This is a genomic window from Weizmannia sp. FSL W8-0401 (assembly GCF_038009125.1).
Classification (GTDB): Bacteria; Bacillota; Bacilli; order Bacillales; family Bacillaceae_C; genus Weizmannia; species Weizmannia coagulans.
The window spans coordinates 884,693-900,047 of sequence record NZ_JBBPAG010000001.1 but is presented as its reverse complement, the minus strand read 5'-3'; the positions used below and the strand labels follow the sequence as shown (position 1 = coordinate 900,047).

Here is a 15,355-nt window from a genome sequence, read left to right as displayed (position 1 = left end):
TGATATAGCATATGATGGACCATCCGAAGAGAAGAAGGAGGATACTCAATATGAATTTAATTCCCACAGTAATTGAACAAACAAACCGCGGGGAACGCGCATACGACATTTATTCCCGCCTGTTAAAAGACCGGATTATTATGCTTGGCAGCGCGATTGACGACAATGTTTCCAACTCGATTGTTTCCCAGCTTTTGTTCCTGGAAGCGGAAAACCCTGAAAAAGATATTTATCTTTATATTAACAGTCCTGGCGGGAGTGTCACTGCGGGCCTTGCCATTTATGACACCATGCAGATCATCAAACCGGACGTGCAAACGATTTGCGTCGGGATGGCTGCATCAATGGGCTCCGTGCTGTTGACCGCCGGCACGAAAGGGAAACGTTATGCCCTGCCGAACAGCGAAGTGATGATTCACCAACCATTAGGCGGCGCCCAAGGCCAGGCAACAGAAATTGAAATCGCGGCAAAACATATTTTGTACACGCGCGCGAAATTAAACAAAATTTTGTCCGACCATACCGGCCAGCCGATTGAAGTGATCGAAAGGGATACAGACCGCGATAACTTCATGAGCGCGGAAAAAGCAAAAGAATATGGTTTGATTGACCATATTATGACAAAAAAAGAATTGAAATAAGATTGAACAAGGCCGTCCGCAAACGGGCGGCCTTGTGCTGTGTTTGAAAAACCCGCAGGCTGACGTCCGCATGCGCTTACATCAGGACGGAAGTTTTTCTTTCCCTTCAATATAGTTTGCCAAGTGTTCAAAAGCTTCTTCTTCATCGCTCCCGTCCACGCTCAGCGTAACAGTTTCCCCGTGGCCCGCAGCAAGGGTCATCAGCCCCATAATGCTTTTTGCATTTACCTTTCTTCCTTCTTTTTCAAGAAAAATTTCCGATGAAAAGCGGGTGGCTTCCTGGACAAATTGGGCTGCAGGGCGCGCCTGCAAACCGGATTTTAATTTCACTTCCAATTGTTTTTCGATCACGATAACCCTCTCCTTTCAAGTAGCAGGACAGGGGCGCCTTCTGCCAATACGCCCCCCGTCTTTATACTTTTTAAACCTATCCATCTTACATGATTAATTTTTGGCACCCATTATGAATTTTTATTGGCAGGCCCGTTTGCCCGCAGTTTTTCGGCAATTTCATCGATTTTGCGGAGCCGGTGATTGATGCCGGATTTGCTGATATGCCCGCCGGACACCATTTCGCCGAGTTCCTTCAACGTCACATCCTGATGGTTCACGCGCAATACTGCAATCTCGCGCAATTTCTCCGGCAGTGCGTCAAGGCCGACCGTTTCTTCAATATAGCGGATATTTTCCACTTGGCGGAGGGCCGCCCCGATCGTTTTATTCAAATTGGCCGTTTCGCAATTGACGAGCCGGTTGACGGAATTGCGCATATCCCGGACAATCCGGACATCTTCAAACCGGAGCAGGGCATGATGGGCGCCGATAATATTGAGAAATTCCGTAATCTTTTCCGCTTCTTTTAAATACGTAATATATCCTTTTTTTCTTTCAAGCGTTTTGCTGTTTAAATGAAACCCGTTCATCAGGCGGCATAGTGCATCGTTGTGCTCTTTGTATTGGGAGGAAATTTCCAAATGATAAGAGGAAGTTTCCGGGTTGTTAACGGATCCGCCCGCCAGAAAAGCCCCGCGCAAATAGGAGCGTTTGCAGCACTTCTTCTTCAGCAGTTCCGGGGAAATGTTCCGGGTAAAGGTAAAATGTTCACCGAGAATATGCAAATCTTCCAATATTTCTTTTGCCCGGGCCTTCAGCCTGACAATGTAGACATTGTTTTTTTTCAGGCGCATTTTTTTCCTGACTAATAATTCCACCGGGACATCATATAATCTTTTTACAAGGACGTAAATCCGCCGGGCAATGGCGGCATTTTCCGTCTGCACATTGACAACCAGCACCTTGTTGGAAAAAGATAAAGATCCGTTCATCCGGATCAGTGCCGATAATTCGGATCTCACGCAGCAATCTTTTACTGCTAAATTGGTCAGCTCTTTTTTGATCTCTGATGCAAATGACATCCTCCAGGCCCCTCCCTTGGCAAAATTTAGAGCTATGCGAAAAAATGCACACGAAAAGGGGATGTTCCGCCTTTATCCTTTCACCGGGCACTGGAGCGTGAAAGCCATTGCTGCTTTTTCAAAATATCATAAAGGATTTCGGCAACTTTTTCCGTATCGTGGCGGATGACCCCGCCTTTATACGTTAAAATATTTCCCGAAACCACCTCCAGGCCGAGCCCCATTAAACGCTTCACGTCGTATACAACAGGCTGTGCCAGCTCCTCGCGGTACCGGCTCATAACCGGTTCCGGCACATCTTCATCATTGACGAGGATCGTATCAATGCAGGCACTGCCCATATGGTTGAAAATCGCCTGCACGTGATCCGCGGCAGTATAATGATTCGTCTCGCCCGCCTGTGTCATCAAATTGCATACATACACTTTTTTCGCATGTGCCTGGCATACCGCTTCTCCAAGACCCGGCACCATTAAATTCGGCAAAATGCTTGTATAAAGGCTGCCCGGACCGATCACGATCAGGTCAGCTTCCTGAATGGCCGTTAATGTTTCCGGAAGCGGCTGAATGACTTCAGGCGTCAAAAACACCCTTTTGATTTTTTTGCCGGACTTCGGAATTTTGGATTCCCCGGCAATGATCGATCCGTCTTCCATTTCCGCGTGCAGCACGACACTTTGGTTGGCGGACGGCAAAACCTGCCCCCGGACATTCAGGACTTTGCTCAGTTCCTTTACGGCGTGTACAAAATCTCCAGTTATCGAAGTGAGCGCCGCAATGATCAGATTGCCAAGCGAATGCCCGGAAAGTTCATCGCCGGTTTCAAAGCGGTGCTGGAACATTTTTTCAAGCAGCGGCTCCACATCGGATAGAGCCGCGAGCACATTGCGGATGTCCCCCGGGGAAGGCATATCCATTTCATGACGGATTCTTCCGGAACTCCCGCCGTCATCTGCAACGGTTACAATGGCGCTGATCTCAACCGGGTATTTTTTCAGCCCCCGCAAAAGCACCGGAAGCCCCGTCCCGCCTCCGATCAGCACAATTTTCGGATGCCTCATGGCTTACGCTCCTCCTTTCTTTTGATATCACGGTGGGAAATCGTTGTATGATAGTCTTTTTCAAAAAAATGGCCGATATACTCGGCAAGCGCGACAGAACGGTGCTGGCCGCCCGTGCACCCGATGCCGATCACCAGCTGGCTTTTTCCTTCCCGTTTGTAATGTGGGAGCATAAAAGCAAGCAAATCGGTCAGCTTTTCAAGAAATTTTTGCGTTTCATTCCATTTTAAAACGTAAGTGTATACCTCTTCGTCCAGTCCGGTTTTCTGGCGCATATGTTCAATGTAGAACGGATTCGGCAAAAACCGGACATCAAAAACAAGATCGCAGTCAATCGGAATGCCGTTTTTGAAGCCGAACGACAGGACATTGACCGTGAAAACCGACTGCTTATTCGCCGAAAACTCCAACACGATTTTTTCGCGAAGTTCGCGCGGTTTTAAATTGGATGTGTTGAGAATAAGCTGCGCGCGCCCTTTCAGCTCCTCGAGGATTTTTCTTTCCTGCTGTATCCCTTCGAGCGGCGTCCCATCCGGCGAAAGCGGATGGGACCGGCGCGTTTCTTTATACCTGCGCACGAGCACAGAATCATCCGCATCCAAAAATAAAATGGTGGGCGTAACCCACGAAGACTTGTCAAGTTCATCCAGTGCCCGGAACAAGTCATCAAAGAATTCACGGCCGCGCAAATCCATTACAAGCGCGACTTTATTCATTTTATTACTGGCATCTTTCATCAGTTCCAGAAATTTTGGCAAAAGCGTCGGCGGCAAATTATCGACACAGAAAAACCCGAGATCCTCCAGGCTTTGGATCGCAACCGTTTTTCCGGCCCCGCTCATGCCGGTAATGATGACAAACTGCATTTGATTTCCTTCTAAACCCATTCTTTTTCCCCCTGACGGAAAATTTAGCATGGCGTTTCAGCTTGGATCGAGCCTGTATGAAAGCAATTCAAAGTCGGGCGTGTACGTAAACTGGCCGTAGATGATGCCGCTTCCGTGGACCATATATTCCAAAATATGGGTATCTCCCGCCGCCATCGGCAAGTTTTTAATTTCATCAATAGCATGCCACTGCAAAATTCCTTCAGCAGATTGCTCGAAGTTTTTGCCGTCGCCGTCTGTTGCGACAAACGTAAACATCATCCATTCAGACACGGGTTTATCCCTGTCTTTGATGACAATCGTGAAAACGCCCTTTAAATCAGGGTGTTTTAAATAAATGCCAGTTTCTTCGCGGTATTCGCGAATCACGGCTTCACGGACCGATTCTCCCTGTTCCATTTTCCCGCCGGGTGCAACCCACCAGTTGCGCCGCGGCTTTTGCAGCAATAAAACCTGTCCGTCCTTGATGAATACACAATTTGTTATTCTTTGCAAAGGAGTCACCTCATATCTGAACCGGAATGATGCGGACAAATCCGCATCTATTCAACCGATGGATAAACCTTTCCCGTGCGTAAAAACCATGTACTTTTTTATTATACTATTAATGAAATGGTTGAACAATGAATGCACCCGCCCCGTATGTGTCAAGTTTTCCCCAATCGTGAAAATCACGCGGGTGAAAGGCCGTGGCTCCCGAACTTTGTTTTGTCTTTCACCGGGCAGATGAAGGACAAATAGCCGGCAGCCACGCTTTGTTCTGTCTTTCATTATGCCGATGAAGGACAAATGGGCGCACGCCACCCCTTTAAATGTCTTTCATCTCCCGTATCAAAGAACCAGCGCATTATCAATCGGAAAAAGCAGCGCAATATCCTGCGCCGGCTGCAAGTTTTGCACAAAAAAAGAGCACAGGGTTTTCCTGTGCCTGGGAGATAGGGTCTTTGAACCGCTTATAGCCGGAGCCATAAGTGTTCTTGGTTCAAACATATAAAAAAGGGGGTCAATTTATATTTATATCATACCGCAAGTTTATTTCATACGGGTTACAAACACGTTAAAACCACTTGACGTTTCAAACTTCCCTGTTTCGACAAAATGCCGGGGGATGCACGCCTTTTTATCCAGCACTCAACCGGCTTTCATAGCTTCTTTCAATTCTTCCACATAATGCTGGGCGTTTTGTGCGGCAATGCTGCCGTCTCCTGTTGCCGTGACAATTTGGCGGAGCGTTTTTTCGCGGACATCACCGGCTGCAAAAATGCCCGGAATTTTTGTTTCCATTTCCTCATTCGTCACAATATAACCGGCTTCATTGGTAATGCCCAGGTTTTCAAAAGGCTTGGTCAAAGGCACCATGCCAATATAAATGAAAACGCCGTCCGTTTTAAATGGTTTTTCCGATCCGTCCACAGTCGAAACGAGCGTGACAGAGCCGACTTTTCCGTTTTCTTCGTGGATTTCTTTCACCGTATGATTCCAGATAAAGTCAATTTTTTCATTTTTAAAAGCCCGGTCCTGCAGGATTTTTTGCGCCCGCAGCTGATCACGCCGGTGTACAATTGTCACTTTATTGGCAAAGCGCGTCAGGTAATTTCCTTCTTCGACAGCCGAGTCGCCGCCGCCAACCACAACGAGGTCTTTTCCTTTGAAGAAAGCGCCGTCGCACACCGCACAATAAGAAACGCCGCGGCCGCCCAGTTCGTTTTCGCCTTTGACACCGAGTTTCTTATATTGGGCGCCCGTTGCGATAATCACAGCAAGCGCTTTGTATGCTTTTGTGCCCGCTTTGACAATTTTATAATCCCCGTCTGTGTCAATGCCTTTAATATCGCCGTATGCATATTCGGCACCAAACTTTTTGGCATGTTCAAACATTTTATTTGACAGCTCCGGGCCGAGAATCGATTCATAACCCGGATAATTTTCCACTTCTTCCGTGTTGACCATCTGGCCGCCCGGAACGCCGCGCTCGATCATCAAGGTTTTCAAGTTTGACCGCGATGCGTAAACGGCAGCTGTCATCCCGGCAGGCCCCGCCCCGATAATAATCACATCATAAATTTGTTCTTCACTCATCGTTTGTAACACTCCTTATTGAAGGGCCGCGGCCGGGAAGCCGCAGGCCGCCTGTTTTCATCGTTCCACAAAGATGCCATTCCATACGAGTTTTTCGAAAAAACCCCACTTTCTTTTATGCAGTGGGGTTTTCTTTCATTCTCTATAGTAAAGGAATATTGGTTTATCGTCCATTCTTGTGCTTAAAGGAGCGATTTGATCCGGTTTGCGTATTTCCTTAACGTGGAGACGGAAATCCGGTACTCCTTTGCAATCGCCTGCTGGGACACTTTGTCGCCTTTTTGGCGGTGCCACAAGTAATCGAAAGCGGCGGCAAATCCGGCCTCATTTTGAAACCGTTCCCCGCGTTTCAGGCCGGTTAAAAAGATCGAAAACCAGGCGAGCATTAAGTTGGTGTAGCCCGGAAACATCGGCCCGTAATGGCTGTGGAGAATACATGCAATATTGTGGCCGCGCACAAACACCTCATCCGGGTCAAACGGCTCGCGAATATCCGATTCCAGCACATGGGCGAGGTAAATTTTTTCGGCAAGCGTAAAATCATCAAGCGGCTTAAAATCCGGATGCGAGACAATATCCGAACGGTTGCTGGACAACCCGATCATGAAAATCCCGAAAAACCGCTCGGGCAACTCCGCACTGTTCAGCCTGTCCAAAACAAATTGGACATTTTTCTCGTTCATTTTCTTTTCCATTTCCCGGTTCCATGGTTCGCAGCCTTTTTTCTCCGGATTCAGTTCCACGAGCTGTTCCCAGGCGGCTTCTGCTGCCTGTTGCCGGCCCGTATGGTAAGCCGCCTGCGAAAGCCAGTAGTAAAACGAAGCATCCTCGTCAAATCCAGCTTTTCTCAACCGGTTCAGCCAAAGGTACGCCTCTTCATAGCGTCCGACAATCGCAAATGTGGCGCCAAGTTTATATTGATGGTCCAGTAACACTGGCCGGACTTTTTCAAGGCCGCGTACAATCTGTTCCAGCTTTTCGTCATCGTGTTTATGGTAGTAAAAGATCGCTAAATTGCAAAGCGCATGAAGATTGCCGGGGTTCTTTTCGAGCAAATCCATCAGCACCGCAACCGCTTTTTCCGTCTGGCCGAGGTAAAAATACGCAAGTGCCATGTTGTTGTAGGCAGACCAAAAATCAGGATATTTCTTGATCAATTTGTTCAGCTCCGAAAGCGCCATTTCGAAATGTCCCGCTTCGAGATACTGCCTGGCTTCCTCCTGCCTTGCCATGAGTTCGTCCTGTTCATACGAAAAAGAACCCGTTTCATCTTCTTTTTCGGCGTTCAGTATATAAATGAGTTCTTCCGCTTCCTCCCTGTACTCGCCAAACGGGTCCAGTTCAAGATATTTCCGTGCATTGTATAAAGCTTCATCAAAAAGCCCGAGGTCCGCATAATTATTGGCAATAAAATAATGGCATTCGACCATGCCGGGATCAAGTTTTGCCAGGATATGGCGAAAAATGTCAATTGCCTTCCGATATTCTTCGCAATAGGTATAAATGATCGCAAGCTGGCAGGCGATGACCGGATCGTACGGGTCAAGCTGGGCAGCGCGCTGCATATATTTCAATGCTTTTTTGATATCCCGGCGGTCATAAGCCTGGACACCTTTATTAAAATAGTATTCTCCCGTCGGTATAAAAGACAGCACATTGCCATGCTCCTGCCTTAATTTGGAATCTTTGCTCATGTTGTTCCCTCACAAACAAGTAACATTCATTATTTCTTGTAGTATAACATACAATCGGGAAGCCTTTAACCTTTTGGGATGAAGTAATTCTTCCCTTTTTTACAGTTTTGTTTGTTCCGGGCCGTTCTTTTCGCTGCTTTTATGCCTGATTTGAAGCGGGTTCCCGCAGGCAAAGGAACCGGACGGCACATCTTTATGGACGACAGAACCGGCGGCCACCACCGCCCCGTCTCCGATCGTTACGCCGGGAAGGATGGTCGTGTTCGCGCCAATCATCACATCATCGCCAATTACCACTTCACCAATCCGGTATTCATCAATCAAATATTCATGCGCGAGAATGGTCGTATGATAGCCGATCACGCAGTTTTTGCCGACTGTGATCATCTCCGGGAACAGAATATCGACAAGCGCTTTGTAGGCAAAAGCCGTCTTGTCCCCGACTTCCATGTACAAAAAGGTGCGGTACATTTGATTTTTGAGGCGCAAAAACGGAAGAAAACGCGCGATTTCAATGACAAGTACATTTTTAAACACTTTCCAGAACGAAACGGTTTTATAAATTTGCCAAAGGGCATTCGATCCTTTAACCGGATACCGCTTTGTATTTCTCATTTTACATGGACCCCGACAATTTCAGCAAGATCCGGCATCGTTTCGAGCATAAAATCCGGGTTGTATTGCTCAAGAAAAGCGCGCCCTTTTGCCGACCATGCGACACCGGCCGACAAGGTGCCAGCATTTTTCCCCGCTTCGATATCATGGTAATTATCTCCGATCATGATCGCTTCTTCCGGCTTCGAACCGAGAAGGCGGAGCGCTTTTTGGACAGGCTCCGGATCCGGTTTGGCCTTTTTGACATCATCAAGCGCCACCACCACATCAAAAAACGGTTCCAATCTTGCAAGTTTCAGCCCTTTCATGATGGTGCCCTTCATTTTTGTTGAAACAATCCCGAGTTTAAAGCGGTGTTCCTTAAGCATTTTAATCGTGTCATATACGCCCGGAAATTCCTTGACAAGCGCATCATGCTGCTGAATATTATACGCCCGGTATTTGGCAGTCATTTCCTCCGCCCGTTCCGGATCGATCGACGCAAACGTGTCGATTAAAGGCGGGCCGTTAAAAATGAGCACATCCCCGCGGCTATAACGGCCCGGATAGTACGCATTGAGCGTATATAAAAAGGATTGGATAATCAATTCGTTTGTGTCAATTAAAGTACCGTCAAAGTCAAACAGCAATGTCGTAATCCGGTTTTTCAATCTGCTTCCCTCTTTCTTTTCAAGGCTCATAAAACGTTTGGCTGTCAAGCCCGTTTTTCTGCCAGCAACGGGCTGAACTATCCGGAAAAATCAATCCTCTTCACTGCTCGTCATATCGTTTGGCCGATAAGCCTGTTTTTCTGCGGTAAAACCAGAGAATGAGCGCGCAAACAATCAGTATGAAAGATACAACCTGCGCCATGCGGATATGCGCGGTCAACATCAGGCTGTCCGTCCGCAAGCCTTCGATAAAGAACCGGCCGATCGAGTACCAGATAAGATAGGTCAGGAAAATCTCGCCCCTGTGCATCGCCGCCCGCCTTCTCAACAAAAGCAAAAAAACGAAACCTGCAAGATCCCAAAGTGATTCGTATAAAAATGTTGGCTGGTAATAAGTGCCGTTTATGTACATTTGATTGATGATCCAGTCCGGGAGATGCAAGTTTTCGAGAAAAGCCCTGGACACAGCCCGGCCGTGCGCCTCCTGATTCATAAAATTGCCCCAGCGCCCGATCGCCTGCCCTAAAATCAGGCTTGGCGCAACGATATCTGCAATTTTCCAGAAAGAAACACCCTTTGCACGTGTAAAAAGAATCGCGGTGGCGACCGCCCCGATCAGCGCGCCGTGAATGGCAATGCCGCCATTCCAGATTTTAATGATTTCACTTGTATGTTGTGCATAATATTTCCATTCAAACAGGACATAGTAAATACGGGCGCAAATAATTGAAACCGGAATCGCCCATATGCATAAATCGGCAATGATATTTTGGTCAACCGAAAGCCGGTCAGCTTCCCGCATCGCGAGGGCAAGGCCCAAAAGAATGCCGCAGCCGATAATGATTCCGTACCAGTGCACACTAAACCCGCCTAAATGAAATGCAATCGGATCGAGCGGGGTTATATTCGAATCCATTTTCCACAACCACTCCTTTTTTTCCGAGCCGTAAAGGCCAGCCTAAAATACAGCCGGCCATTTTTACGGTTCGTTCTTTTCTTCTTCTGTTCCCTGTTCGTGTTCTTCAATGACGTTTGCGAGCTTGGCCGTGAATTGCCGCGCCGCATTGACGCCCATATTTTTCAGGCGGTAATTCATCGCCGCCACTTCGATGATGATGGCGAGGTTCCGCCCCGGCCGTACCGGTACCGTCATCTTTGTAATTTCGGTATCAAGGATTTTGACTTTTTCCTCATCCAACCCGAGCCGGTCATATTGCTTGTGCTCGTCCCATAACTCAAGATTGGCGATCATGGTAATTTTTTTATGGCTGCGGACCGCGCCAGCGCCAAACAACGTCATGACATTGATAATGCCAAGGCCGCGGATTTCAAGCAAGTGCTCGATCAATTCCGGCGCATGCCCGATCAGAGACCCTTCTTCTTCCTGGACAATCTCCACGCAGTCATCCGCGACAAGGCGGTGCCCCCTTTTGACAAGTTCAAGCGCTGTTTCGCTTTTGCCGACACCGCTTTTGCCGGTAATCAGAACGCCGACCCCGTACACATCCACAAGCACACCGTGGATGGCTGTTGCCGGGGCGAGCTTAAATTCCAAATAATTGGTTAAGCGGCTTGAAAACCGGGTTGTTTTCATCGGCGTCCGCATCACAGGGACCGATTTTTCTTCGGAAGCTTCTATTAATTCATCCGGCACTTCCAAATTACGTGATATCACGATGCCCGGTGTAATATCGCTGCATAAGTTGTCCATCCTGCTTTTCCGTTCTTCCGGCGAGAGCCTGTTGCTGAATGTGATTTCCGTCATCCCGAGCAGCTGGATCCGGTCGGCCGGGTAATAATCGAAAAATCCCGTCATCTCGAGCCCCGGCCGTGAAATATCGCTTGTGGTAATCGGGCGGTGGATGCCCTCTTCCCCACTGATCAATTCCAGATTAAAATGTTCAATAATATCTGCTACGCGCACCTTTGCCACTGTAATTCCTCCTGTTAAGTCCGGATGAAAACCACCAGAACGGCTTGTTGATGATTCAAAGGCTTCTTATTATTTTATCATTTCCCAAAGGGCCCGTTCCACCCTTTTCAACCAAAAATCATCCCATGCCGTATAAACTGCGTTAAAGCGGTTCAGGGCCTGCATGGCAAATTAGAGCGGATGCTGCTTTTCTCCTCTTCCAAAAGGGCGGACGCTATAAATGAACGAAAAATCGCCACCCTGTTGTAAAAAGATGGATGCTTCATGCTTAAGTCCTTTGAAATAAATGCCGGGCGGTGCGTTTTCATTGTAAAAATAGTTTGGCTGCTTGAAAATGATTTAGCCTATCGGGCCATGGCATGAAAAAACGGCGGGTATTCGCCGCCGCTTTTTCAAAGCCCCTGTCCGGTCCGCCGCCTGTCTTATTTACGGAATACGGTTTTCTGTAAAATCAAGTTTACGACCGCCATGATGACCGCTACGATAAAAGCCATGCCGAAGCTGTCAATTTCAAAACTTGCGCCCATCAGTTCATCCGTCAGCACAAGCGTAATCGCGTTGATGACGAGCAAAAAGATGCCCAGGGTGAGAATCGTGATCGGCAATGTAAGCAAAATCAGGATCGGCCGCACCAAAATATTCAAAATGGACAAGACGAGGCTTGACATAACGGCAGCCCCGATATTTTCGACATAAAAGCCATGTAAATAGCCGGAAAGGGCAATAAATAATACAGCATTGATCAAGATTCCAAGTAACCAGCGCATGATCATCAAACCTTTTCTGTGTGGTTCTTTTTACAGTATATAACGACACAGCTGCTGATGCCAGCAGCAGAGCAGGCACGCATCTTTTTTTCGCGGAATTTCTGCTCCCCCGGCAAAAATGCGATTATGCTTCCGGGCTTTCTTCTTCCTCCGGCTTTTGTTCGTTGATCGTAATGGATCCTGTTTTGGCATCGGCAAAAATGTATAATGCGGGCTCGGTGGTCCCTTTTCTGCTGAACCGCGCCACTTTCTGAATCATTTCTTTTCGTTCTTCATATTTTTCCATGCCTTGAAGGTCGATCGCAAAGTTGCCGAAGTTGGTTTTTCCTTCCCCGTGTACGGAGATGTTTTCCGGGATGGCCATTTCAATGTTTCCGGAGACGGTCTTGCTGTGCAATGAATCGGCGCCCGGGGCCATTTTTACCGTAATATTGCCGTTAAAGGCTTCAAAATCTGACCGCCTGCAAACACCGTTCCACCGGATATCCCCGTTCATCGTCTGTGCTTCAACCTGCCCGATTGTATTTCCGTCAAAATCAACGGTGCCATTTCCCGTTTCGACTTCCGCCGTTTCCAAATCGGCATGTTCCACCAGCACTTTCCCGTGGAGTGTTTTCACTTTTAACTGGTCTGCCTGAATGTCTTTCACCTGGACGTTTCCATTGAAAGTGCTCAACGTGATTTTCCGGTAGCGGGACGCCGGGACGTAAACGGATGTATCCACTTTCATCCATTTGGATTGCGTAGAAAACACAAGCCTGCCGCCTTCCACCGAAAACGTGCTATTGTTGAGCAGAAAACTGCGGGCATCTTCCCTGTCATTGGTGCGGTACACTTTTGCCTGGCATTCTATCCGCACATCTTCCTGATCCCATTGTTTAAACGTTAAATGCCCGTTTGCGATATCCAATTCAATCATATCGGTTTCCGGCAGGCTTTGCTGGAAGACATGGGAGACTTCGGCAGACTGGCCCAGCTGAAGATCAAAGTCCTTTATTTTTTTCAGCGCGCCGCCGACAAGATCAAACAGTTTTTCTTTCGTTTCATTAATATTCCGGTCTGCATCCCGGAACTTTTTCTGCCCGGTGCTGCTGCCAGCCTCTCCGCTGCCGCCGTTTGCATCCTGTTTCCCGCTTTCTGCCGGATCCTCTTTCGGCGCCATTTCGCCCGCCTCTTCCCGGTCCAAAGCCTCCAACAGCGTTAGCGCCTCATCCGTCGACAATTTCCCATCCTTCACCATATCCAAAATCCGTTTTCGTTTGTTTTCCATGGGGGGCCTCCTTTTTCGGATTACAATCTCTATATGAATACGGCTTGAAGAAGTAAAAGTTTCAAGAGTAACCATAGAAATTTACTTTGTTTAACATTCATATTATAGTCATACTTGATAAATCAATTGCAGTCTTTAATTTCCAATAACAATAGTACCTTGATTTAATTTTCAATAATGAAAAAAACAACATAAACAGTCTAAAACAAAGGTTTGAATTCTGTCCTATTTAGACATATAATGAGGAAGTGTCGGGATAAATGTTGAATGCCCGTATGAGACGTGTATTGTGTTCAATTGGCCGTGTTTTTGTGAGGAGTTTACGTATGAAAAAGACTTTGAAAAACATCGCACAGCAAATTTACTTTCTGGCCATGCTGGTGATCGGGAAATTGCCCGCCAAAAAGAACGTGATTATGTTTGAGAGCTTTCAGGGCAAGCAGTACAGTGATAATCCGCGGGCGATATATGAATATATCAAAGCGCATTACCCGGGCTATATTTGTTACTGGAGCGCACATAAAAACTTCTTACATAACTTTCAAAATAAAGACGTCCGCTATATAAAAAGGCTGTCTCCTTACTGGGTATATATGATGGCCAGGGCCCGTTACTGGGTGACCAACAGCCGGATGCCTTTATGGATTCCGAAGCCGAAACACACCGTTTATCTTCAAACATGGCACGGGACGCCTTTGAAAAAACTTGCGAATGATATGGAAGAAGTGCATATTCCGGGAACTACGGCTGAACAGTATAAAAAAGATTTTTTGAAAGAGGCGGGGAAGTGGGATTTCTTAATTTCGCCCAATGCCTATTCAACAGCCATTTTCCGGAGCGCTTTTCAATTCCGCCAGGCGATACTTGAAACCGGATATCCGCGCAATGATATTTTAGCCGTTCAAAATAGCCGTGCATCTATTGGGGCATTAAAAAGCAAACTGGGGCTTCCGATTGATAAGAAAGTGATTCTTTATGCCCCTACCTGGCGGGATAACCAAATTCATGAAACCGGGAAATATCGGTTTGAATTGAAACTTGATTTAAATCAGTTACAGCATCATCTAAGCCATGATTATATCTTAATTTTACGGATGCATTATTTGGTTGCGGAACAATTGGATTTAGCACCTTATCAGGGTTTTGCTTATGATTTTTCCAATTATGAAGATATCGCGCAACTTTATTTAATTTCTGATATGCTGATCACGGATTATTCATCCGTATTTTTTGATTATGCCATTTTAAAACGGCCGATGCTTTTCTTCGTATACGATATTGAAGAGTACCGGGATCATTTGCGCGGTTTTTATTTTGATTTTGAAAAAGAGGCACCGGGCCCGCTCGTTACAACGACCGCACAGGTGATTGATGAAGTGAAGAAAATGGATGCCGCGGGATATAAACTGCCGGATTCATTTGATGCTTTTTATCAGAAATTCTGTTATTTAGAATGCGGAGAATCAGCACGGCGCGTTGTTGAAAGGGTATTTGCAGAAAGGAAAGAGTTATGAAATCTGCCATTACTGTCTTAAAAGAGCAAATCAACAGTTTTTATTTAATTATCCGCCTTTCTTTATATGAGGTAAGGAGTGAAAACAGGAATAATTATTTGGGCATCCTTTGGGAAGTCATAAACCCGATGATCCAGCTTGCGATTTACTGGTTTGTTTTCGGTTTTGGTTTAAGAGGCGGGCATCCGCGGCCGGGTTATATTCCATGGCTGTTTGCAGGGTCGTCTATTTGGTTTTTCATCAGCCCGGCAGTTTTGCAAGGATCCCGTTCCATTTACTCCCGGATCCGGATGGTTGCAAAAATGAATTTTCCATTAAGCGCCATTCCGAGTTATGTCATTATGTCAAAATTTTATCAGCACTTGCTGTTACTTGCGATTGTGATCATTATCCTTCAATTTCAAGGTTATCCGGTTTCCGTCTATTACCTTGAACTGCCATATTATTTGGTTTGCACGTTTGTATTTACATTTTCTTTATCTTTGATTACATCTACGCTGGCAACAATTGTACGGGACGTGCAAAACATTGTACAGGCGATTATGCGGATGATGATTTATATTTTGCCTGTTCTTTGGGACCCATCCGCAAGATTGCATGGCCCGATTGAATTGATTTTAAAGTTAAACCCGTACTACTACATTGTCGAAGGGTACCGCTCTGCATTGCTCGGAAATATGGGATGGTATCTAGTTGAGCATTTGCATTACACGATTTATTTCTGGGCTGTTACCTTCCTCGTCTTTATGATTGGCGCGGCTCTGCATATCAAATTTAGAAACAGTTTTGTCGACTTCTTATAAGGGTTTTCCCAAAAAATGGCCATTTC

The 15,355-nt window shown here is 46.6% G+C and carries 16 protein-coding genes; 3 read left to right on the top strand and 13 right to left on the bottom strand.

Annotated elements, in window-relative coordinates:
• The first annotated feature begins 50 nt into the window (after positions 1 to 50).
• Positions 51 to 641, top strand: coding sequence for an ATP-dependent Clp endopeptidase proteolytic subunit ClpP (clpP, locus tag NSU00_RS04105; protein WP_013858693.1), 591 nt, complete (start codon positions 51 to 53; stop codon positions 639 to 641).
• Between the two features lie 81 nt (positions 642 to 722).
• Here the strand turns inward: clpP and NSU00_RS04100 are convergent, their stop codons facing one another.
• From NSU00_RS04100 to NSU00_RS04040, 13 genes are all read right to left on the bottom strand, one after another.
• Positions 723 to 992 carry an HPr family phosphocarrier protein gene (locus tag NSU00_RS04100; protein ID WP_014095819.1) on the bottom strand — a complete coding sequence of 90 codons (270 nt, stop codon included), beginning with the start codon at positions 990 to 992 and terminating at the stop codon, positions 723 to 725.
• Positions 993 to 1,102: 110 nt separating this feature from the next.
• Complete coding sequence (gene whiA / locus NSU00_RS04095) at positions 1,103 to 2,056, bottom strand: DNA-binding protein WhiA (protein ID WP_013858691.1); 954 nt, start codon at positions 2,054 to 2,056, stop codon at positions 1,103 to 1,105.
• A gap of 80 nt (positions 2,057 to 2,136) precedes the next feature.
• Positions 2,137 to 3,117, bottom strand: a complete 981-nt coding sequence (locus NSU00_RS04090; protein WP_019721739.1) for a gluconeogenesis factor YvcK family protein — start codon at positions 3,115 to 3,117, stop codon at positions 2,137 to 2,139.
• The gene (gene rapZ, locus NSU00_RS04085) at positions 3,114 to 4,004 is read right to left on the bottom strand and encodes an RNase adapter RapZ (RefSeq protein ID WP_019721738.1); all 891 of its coding nucleotides are present in this window, start codon (positions 4,002 to 4,004) and stop codon (positions 3,114 to 3,116) included. Before rapZ ends, NSU00_RS04090 begins: the two co-directional genes overlap by 4 nt.
• Before the next feature lie 36 nt (positions 4,005 to 4,040).
• Positions 4,041 to 4,499 carry an NUDIX hydrolase gene (locus tag NSU00_RS04080; protein WP_013858688.1) on the bottom strand — a complete coding sequence of 153 codons (459 nt, stop codon included), beginning with the start codon at positions 4,497 to 4,499 and terminating at the stop codon, positions 4,041 to 4,043.
• A 636-nt stretch (positions 4,500 to 5,135) separates the two neighbouring features.
• Positions 5,136 to 6,083, bottom strand: a complete 948-nt coding sequence (trxB, locus tag NSU00_RS04075; protein WP_013858686.1) for a thioredoxin-disulfide reductase — start codon at positions 6,081 to 6,083, stop codon at positions 5,136 to 5,138.
• A 182-nt stretch (positions 6,084 to 6,265) separates the two neighbouring features.
• Entirely contained in the window at positions 6,266 to 7,777 is a 1,512-nt protein-coding gene (locus NSU00_RS04070) for a tetratricopeptide repeat protein (RefSeq protein WP_340703463.1), read from the bottom strand.
• A 99-nt stretch (positions 7,778 to 7,876) separates the two neighbouring features.
• Complete coding sequence (locus tag NSU00_RS04065; RefSeq protein WP_328013715.1) at positions 7,877 to 8,392, bottom strand: acyltransferase; 516 nt, start codon at positions 8,390 to 8,392, stop codon at positions 7,877 to 7,879.
• A complete protein-coding gene (ppaX, locus tag NSU00_RS04060; RefSeq protein WP_026104886.1) occupies positions 8,389 to 9,042 on the bottom strand; it encodes a pyrophosphatase PpaX in 654 nt (217 codons plus the stop codon). The genes NSU00_RS04065 and ppaX overlap by 4 nt, the downstream gene beginning before the upstream one ends.
• Positions 9,043 to 9,142: 100 nt before the next feature.
• On the bottom strand, positions 9,143 to 9,958 hold the full coding sequence (lgt, locus tag NSU00_RS04055) for a prolipoprotein diacylglyceryl transferase (RefSeq protein ID WP_013858682.1): 816 nt from the start codon (positions 9,956 to 9,958) through the stop codon (positions 9,143 to 9,145).
• Between the two features lie 63 nt (positions 9,959 to 10,021).
• The gene (hprK, locus tag NSU00_RS04050) at positions 10,022 to 10,975 is read right to left on the bottom strand and encodes an HPr(Ser) kinase/phosphatase (RefSeq protein ID WP_041818822.1); all 954 of its coding nucleotides are present in this window, start codon (positions 10,973 to 10,975) and stop codon (positions 10,022 to 10,024) included.
• Positions 10,976 to 11,397: 422 nt separating this feature from the next.
• Entirely contained in the window at positions 11,398 to 11,742 is a 345-nt protein-coding gene (locus tag NSU00_RS04045; RefSeq protein ID WP_327077240.1) for a phage holin family protein, read from the bottom strand.
• A gap of 124 nt (positions 11,743 to 11,866) precedes the next feature.
• Complete coding sequence (locus NSU00_RS04040; protein ID WP_340703462.1) at positions 11,867 to 13,012, bottom strand: DUF4097 domain-containing protein; 1,146 nt, start codon at positions 13,010 to 13,012, stop codon at positions 11,867 to 11,869.
• 326 nt (positions 13,013 to 13,338) lie between these two features.
• Here NSU00_RS04040 and NSU00_RS04035 point away from each other — a divergent pair, with 326 nt between their 5' ends.
• Together NSU00_RS04035 and NSU00_RS04030 are read left to right on the top strand one after the other, a co-directional pair.
• Positions 13,339 to 14,526 carry a CDP-glycerol glycerophosphotransferase family protein gene (locus NSU00_RS04035; protein ID WP_161655723.1) on the top strand — a complete coding sequence of 396 codons (1,188 nt, stop codon included), beginning with the start codon at positions 13,339 to 13,341 and terminating at the stop codon, positions 14,524 to 14,526.
• Complete coding sequence (locus NSU00_RS04030) at positions 14,523 to 15,329, top strand: ABC transporter permease (RefSeq protein ID WP_013858677.1); 807 nt, start codon at positions 14,523 to 14,525, stop codon at positions 15,327 to 15,329. Before NSU00_RS04035 ends, NSU00_RS04030 begins: the two co-directional genes overlap by 4 nt.
• The last annotated feature ends 26 nt before the right edge of the window (positions 15,330 to 15,355 follow it).

Coding starts and splice junctions, on each gene's coding strand:
- clpP (WP_013858693.1), top strand. CDS start 51: ATGAATTTAATTCCCACAGTAATTGAACAAACAAACCGCGGGGAACGC.
- whiA (WP_013858691.1), bottom strand. CDS start 2,056: ATGTCATTTGCATCAGAGATCAAAAAAGAGCTGACCAATTTAGCAGTA.
- NSU00_RS04090 (WP_019721739.1), bottom strand. CDS start 3,117: ATGAGGCATCCGAAAATTGTGCTGATCGGAGGCGGGACGGGGCTTCCG.
- rapZ (WP_019721738.1), bottom strand. CDS start 4,004: ATGGGTTTAGAAGGAAATCAAATGCAGTTTGTCATCATTACCGGCATG.
- trxB (WP_013858686.1), bottom strand. CDS start 6,083: ATGAGTGAAGAACAAATTTATGATGTGATTATTATCGGGGCGGGGCCT.
- NSU00_RS04070 (WP_340703463.1), bottom strand. CDS start 7,777: ATGAGCAAAGATTCCAAATTAAGGCAGGAGCATGGCAATGTGCTGTCT.
- NSU00_RS04065 (WP_328013715.1), bottom strand. CDS start 8,392: ATGAGAAATACAAAGCGGTATCCGGTTAAAGGATCGAATGCCCTTTGG.
- lgt (WP_013858682.1), bottom strand. CDS start 9,958: ATGGATTCGAATATAACCCCGCTCGATCCGATTGCATTTCATTTAGGC.
- NSU00_RS04045 (WP_327077240.1), bottom strand. CDS start 11,742: ATGCGCTGGTTACTTGGAATCTTGATCAATGCTGTATTATTTATTGCC.
- NSU00_RS04040 (WP_340703462.1), bottom strand. CDS start 13,012: ATGGAAAACAAACGAAAACGGATTTTGGATATGGTGAAGGATGGGAAA.
- NSU00_RS04035 (WP_161655723.1), top strand. CDS start 13,339: ATGAAAAAGACTTTGAAAAACATCGCACAGCAAATTTACTTTCTGGCC.
- NSU00_RS04030 (WP_013858677.1), top strand. CDS start 14,523: ATGAAATCTGCCATTACTGTCTTAAAAGAGCAAATCAACAGTTTTTAT.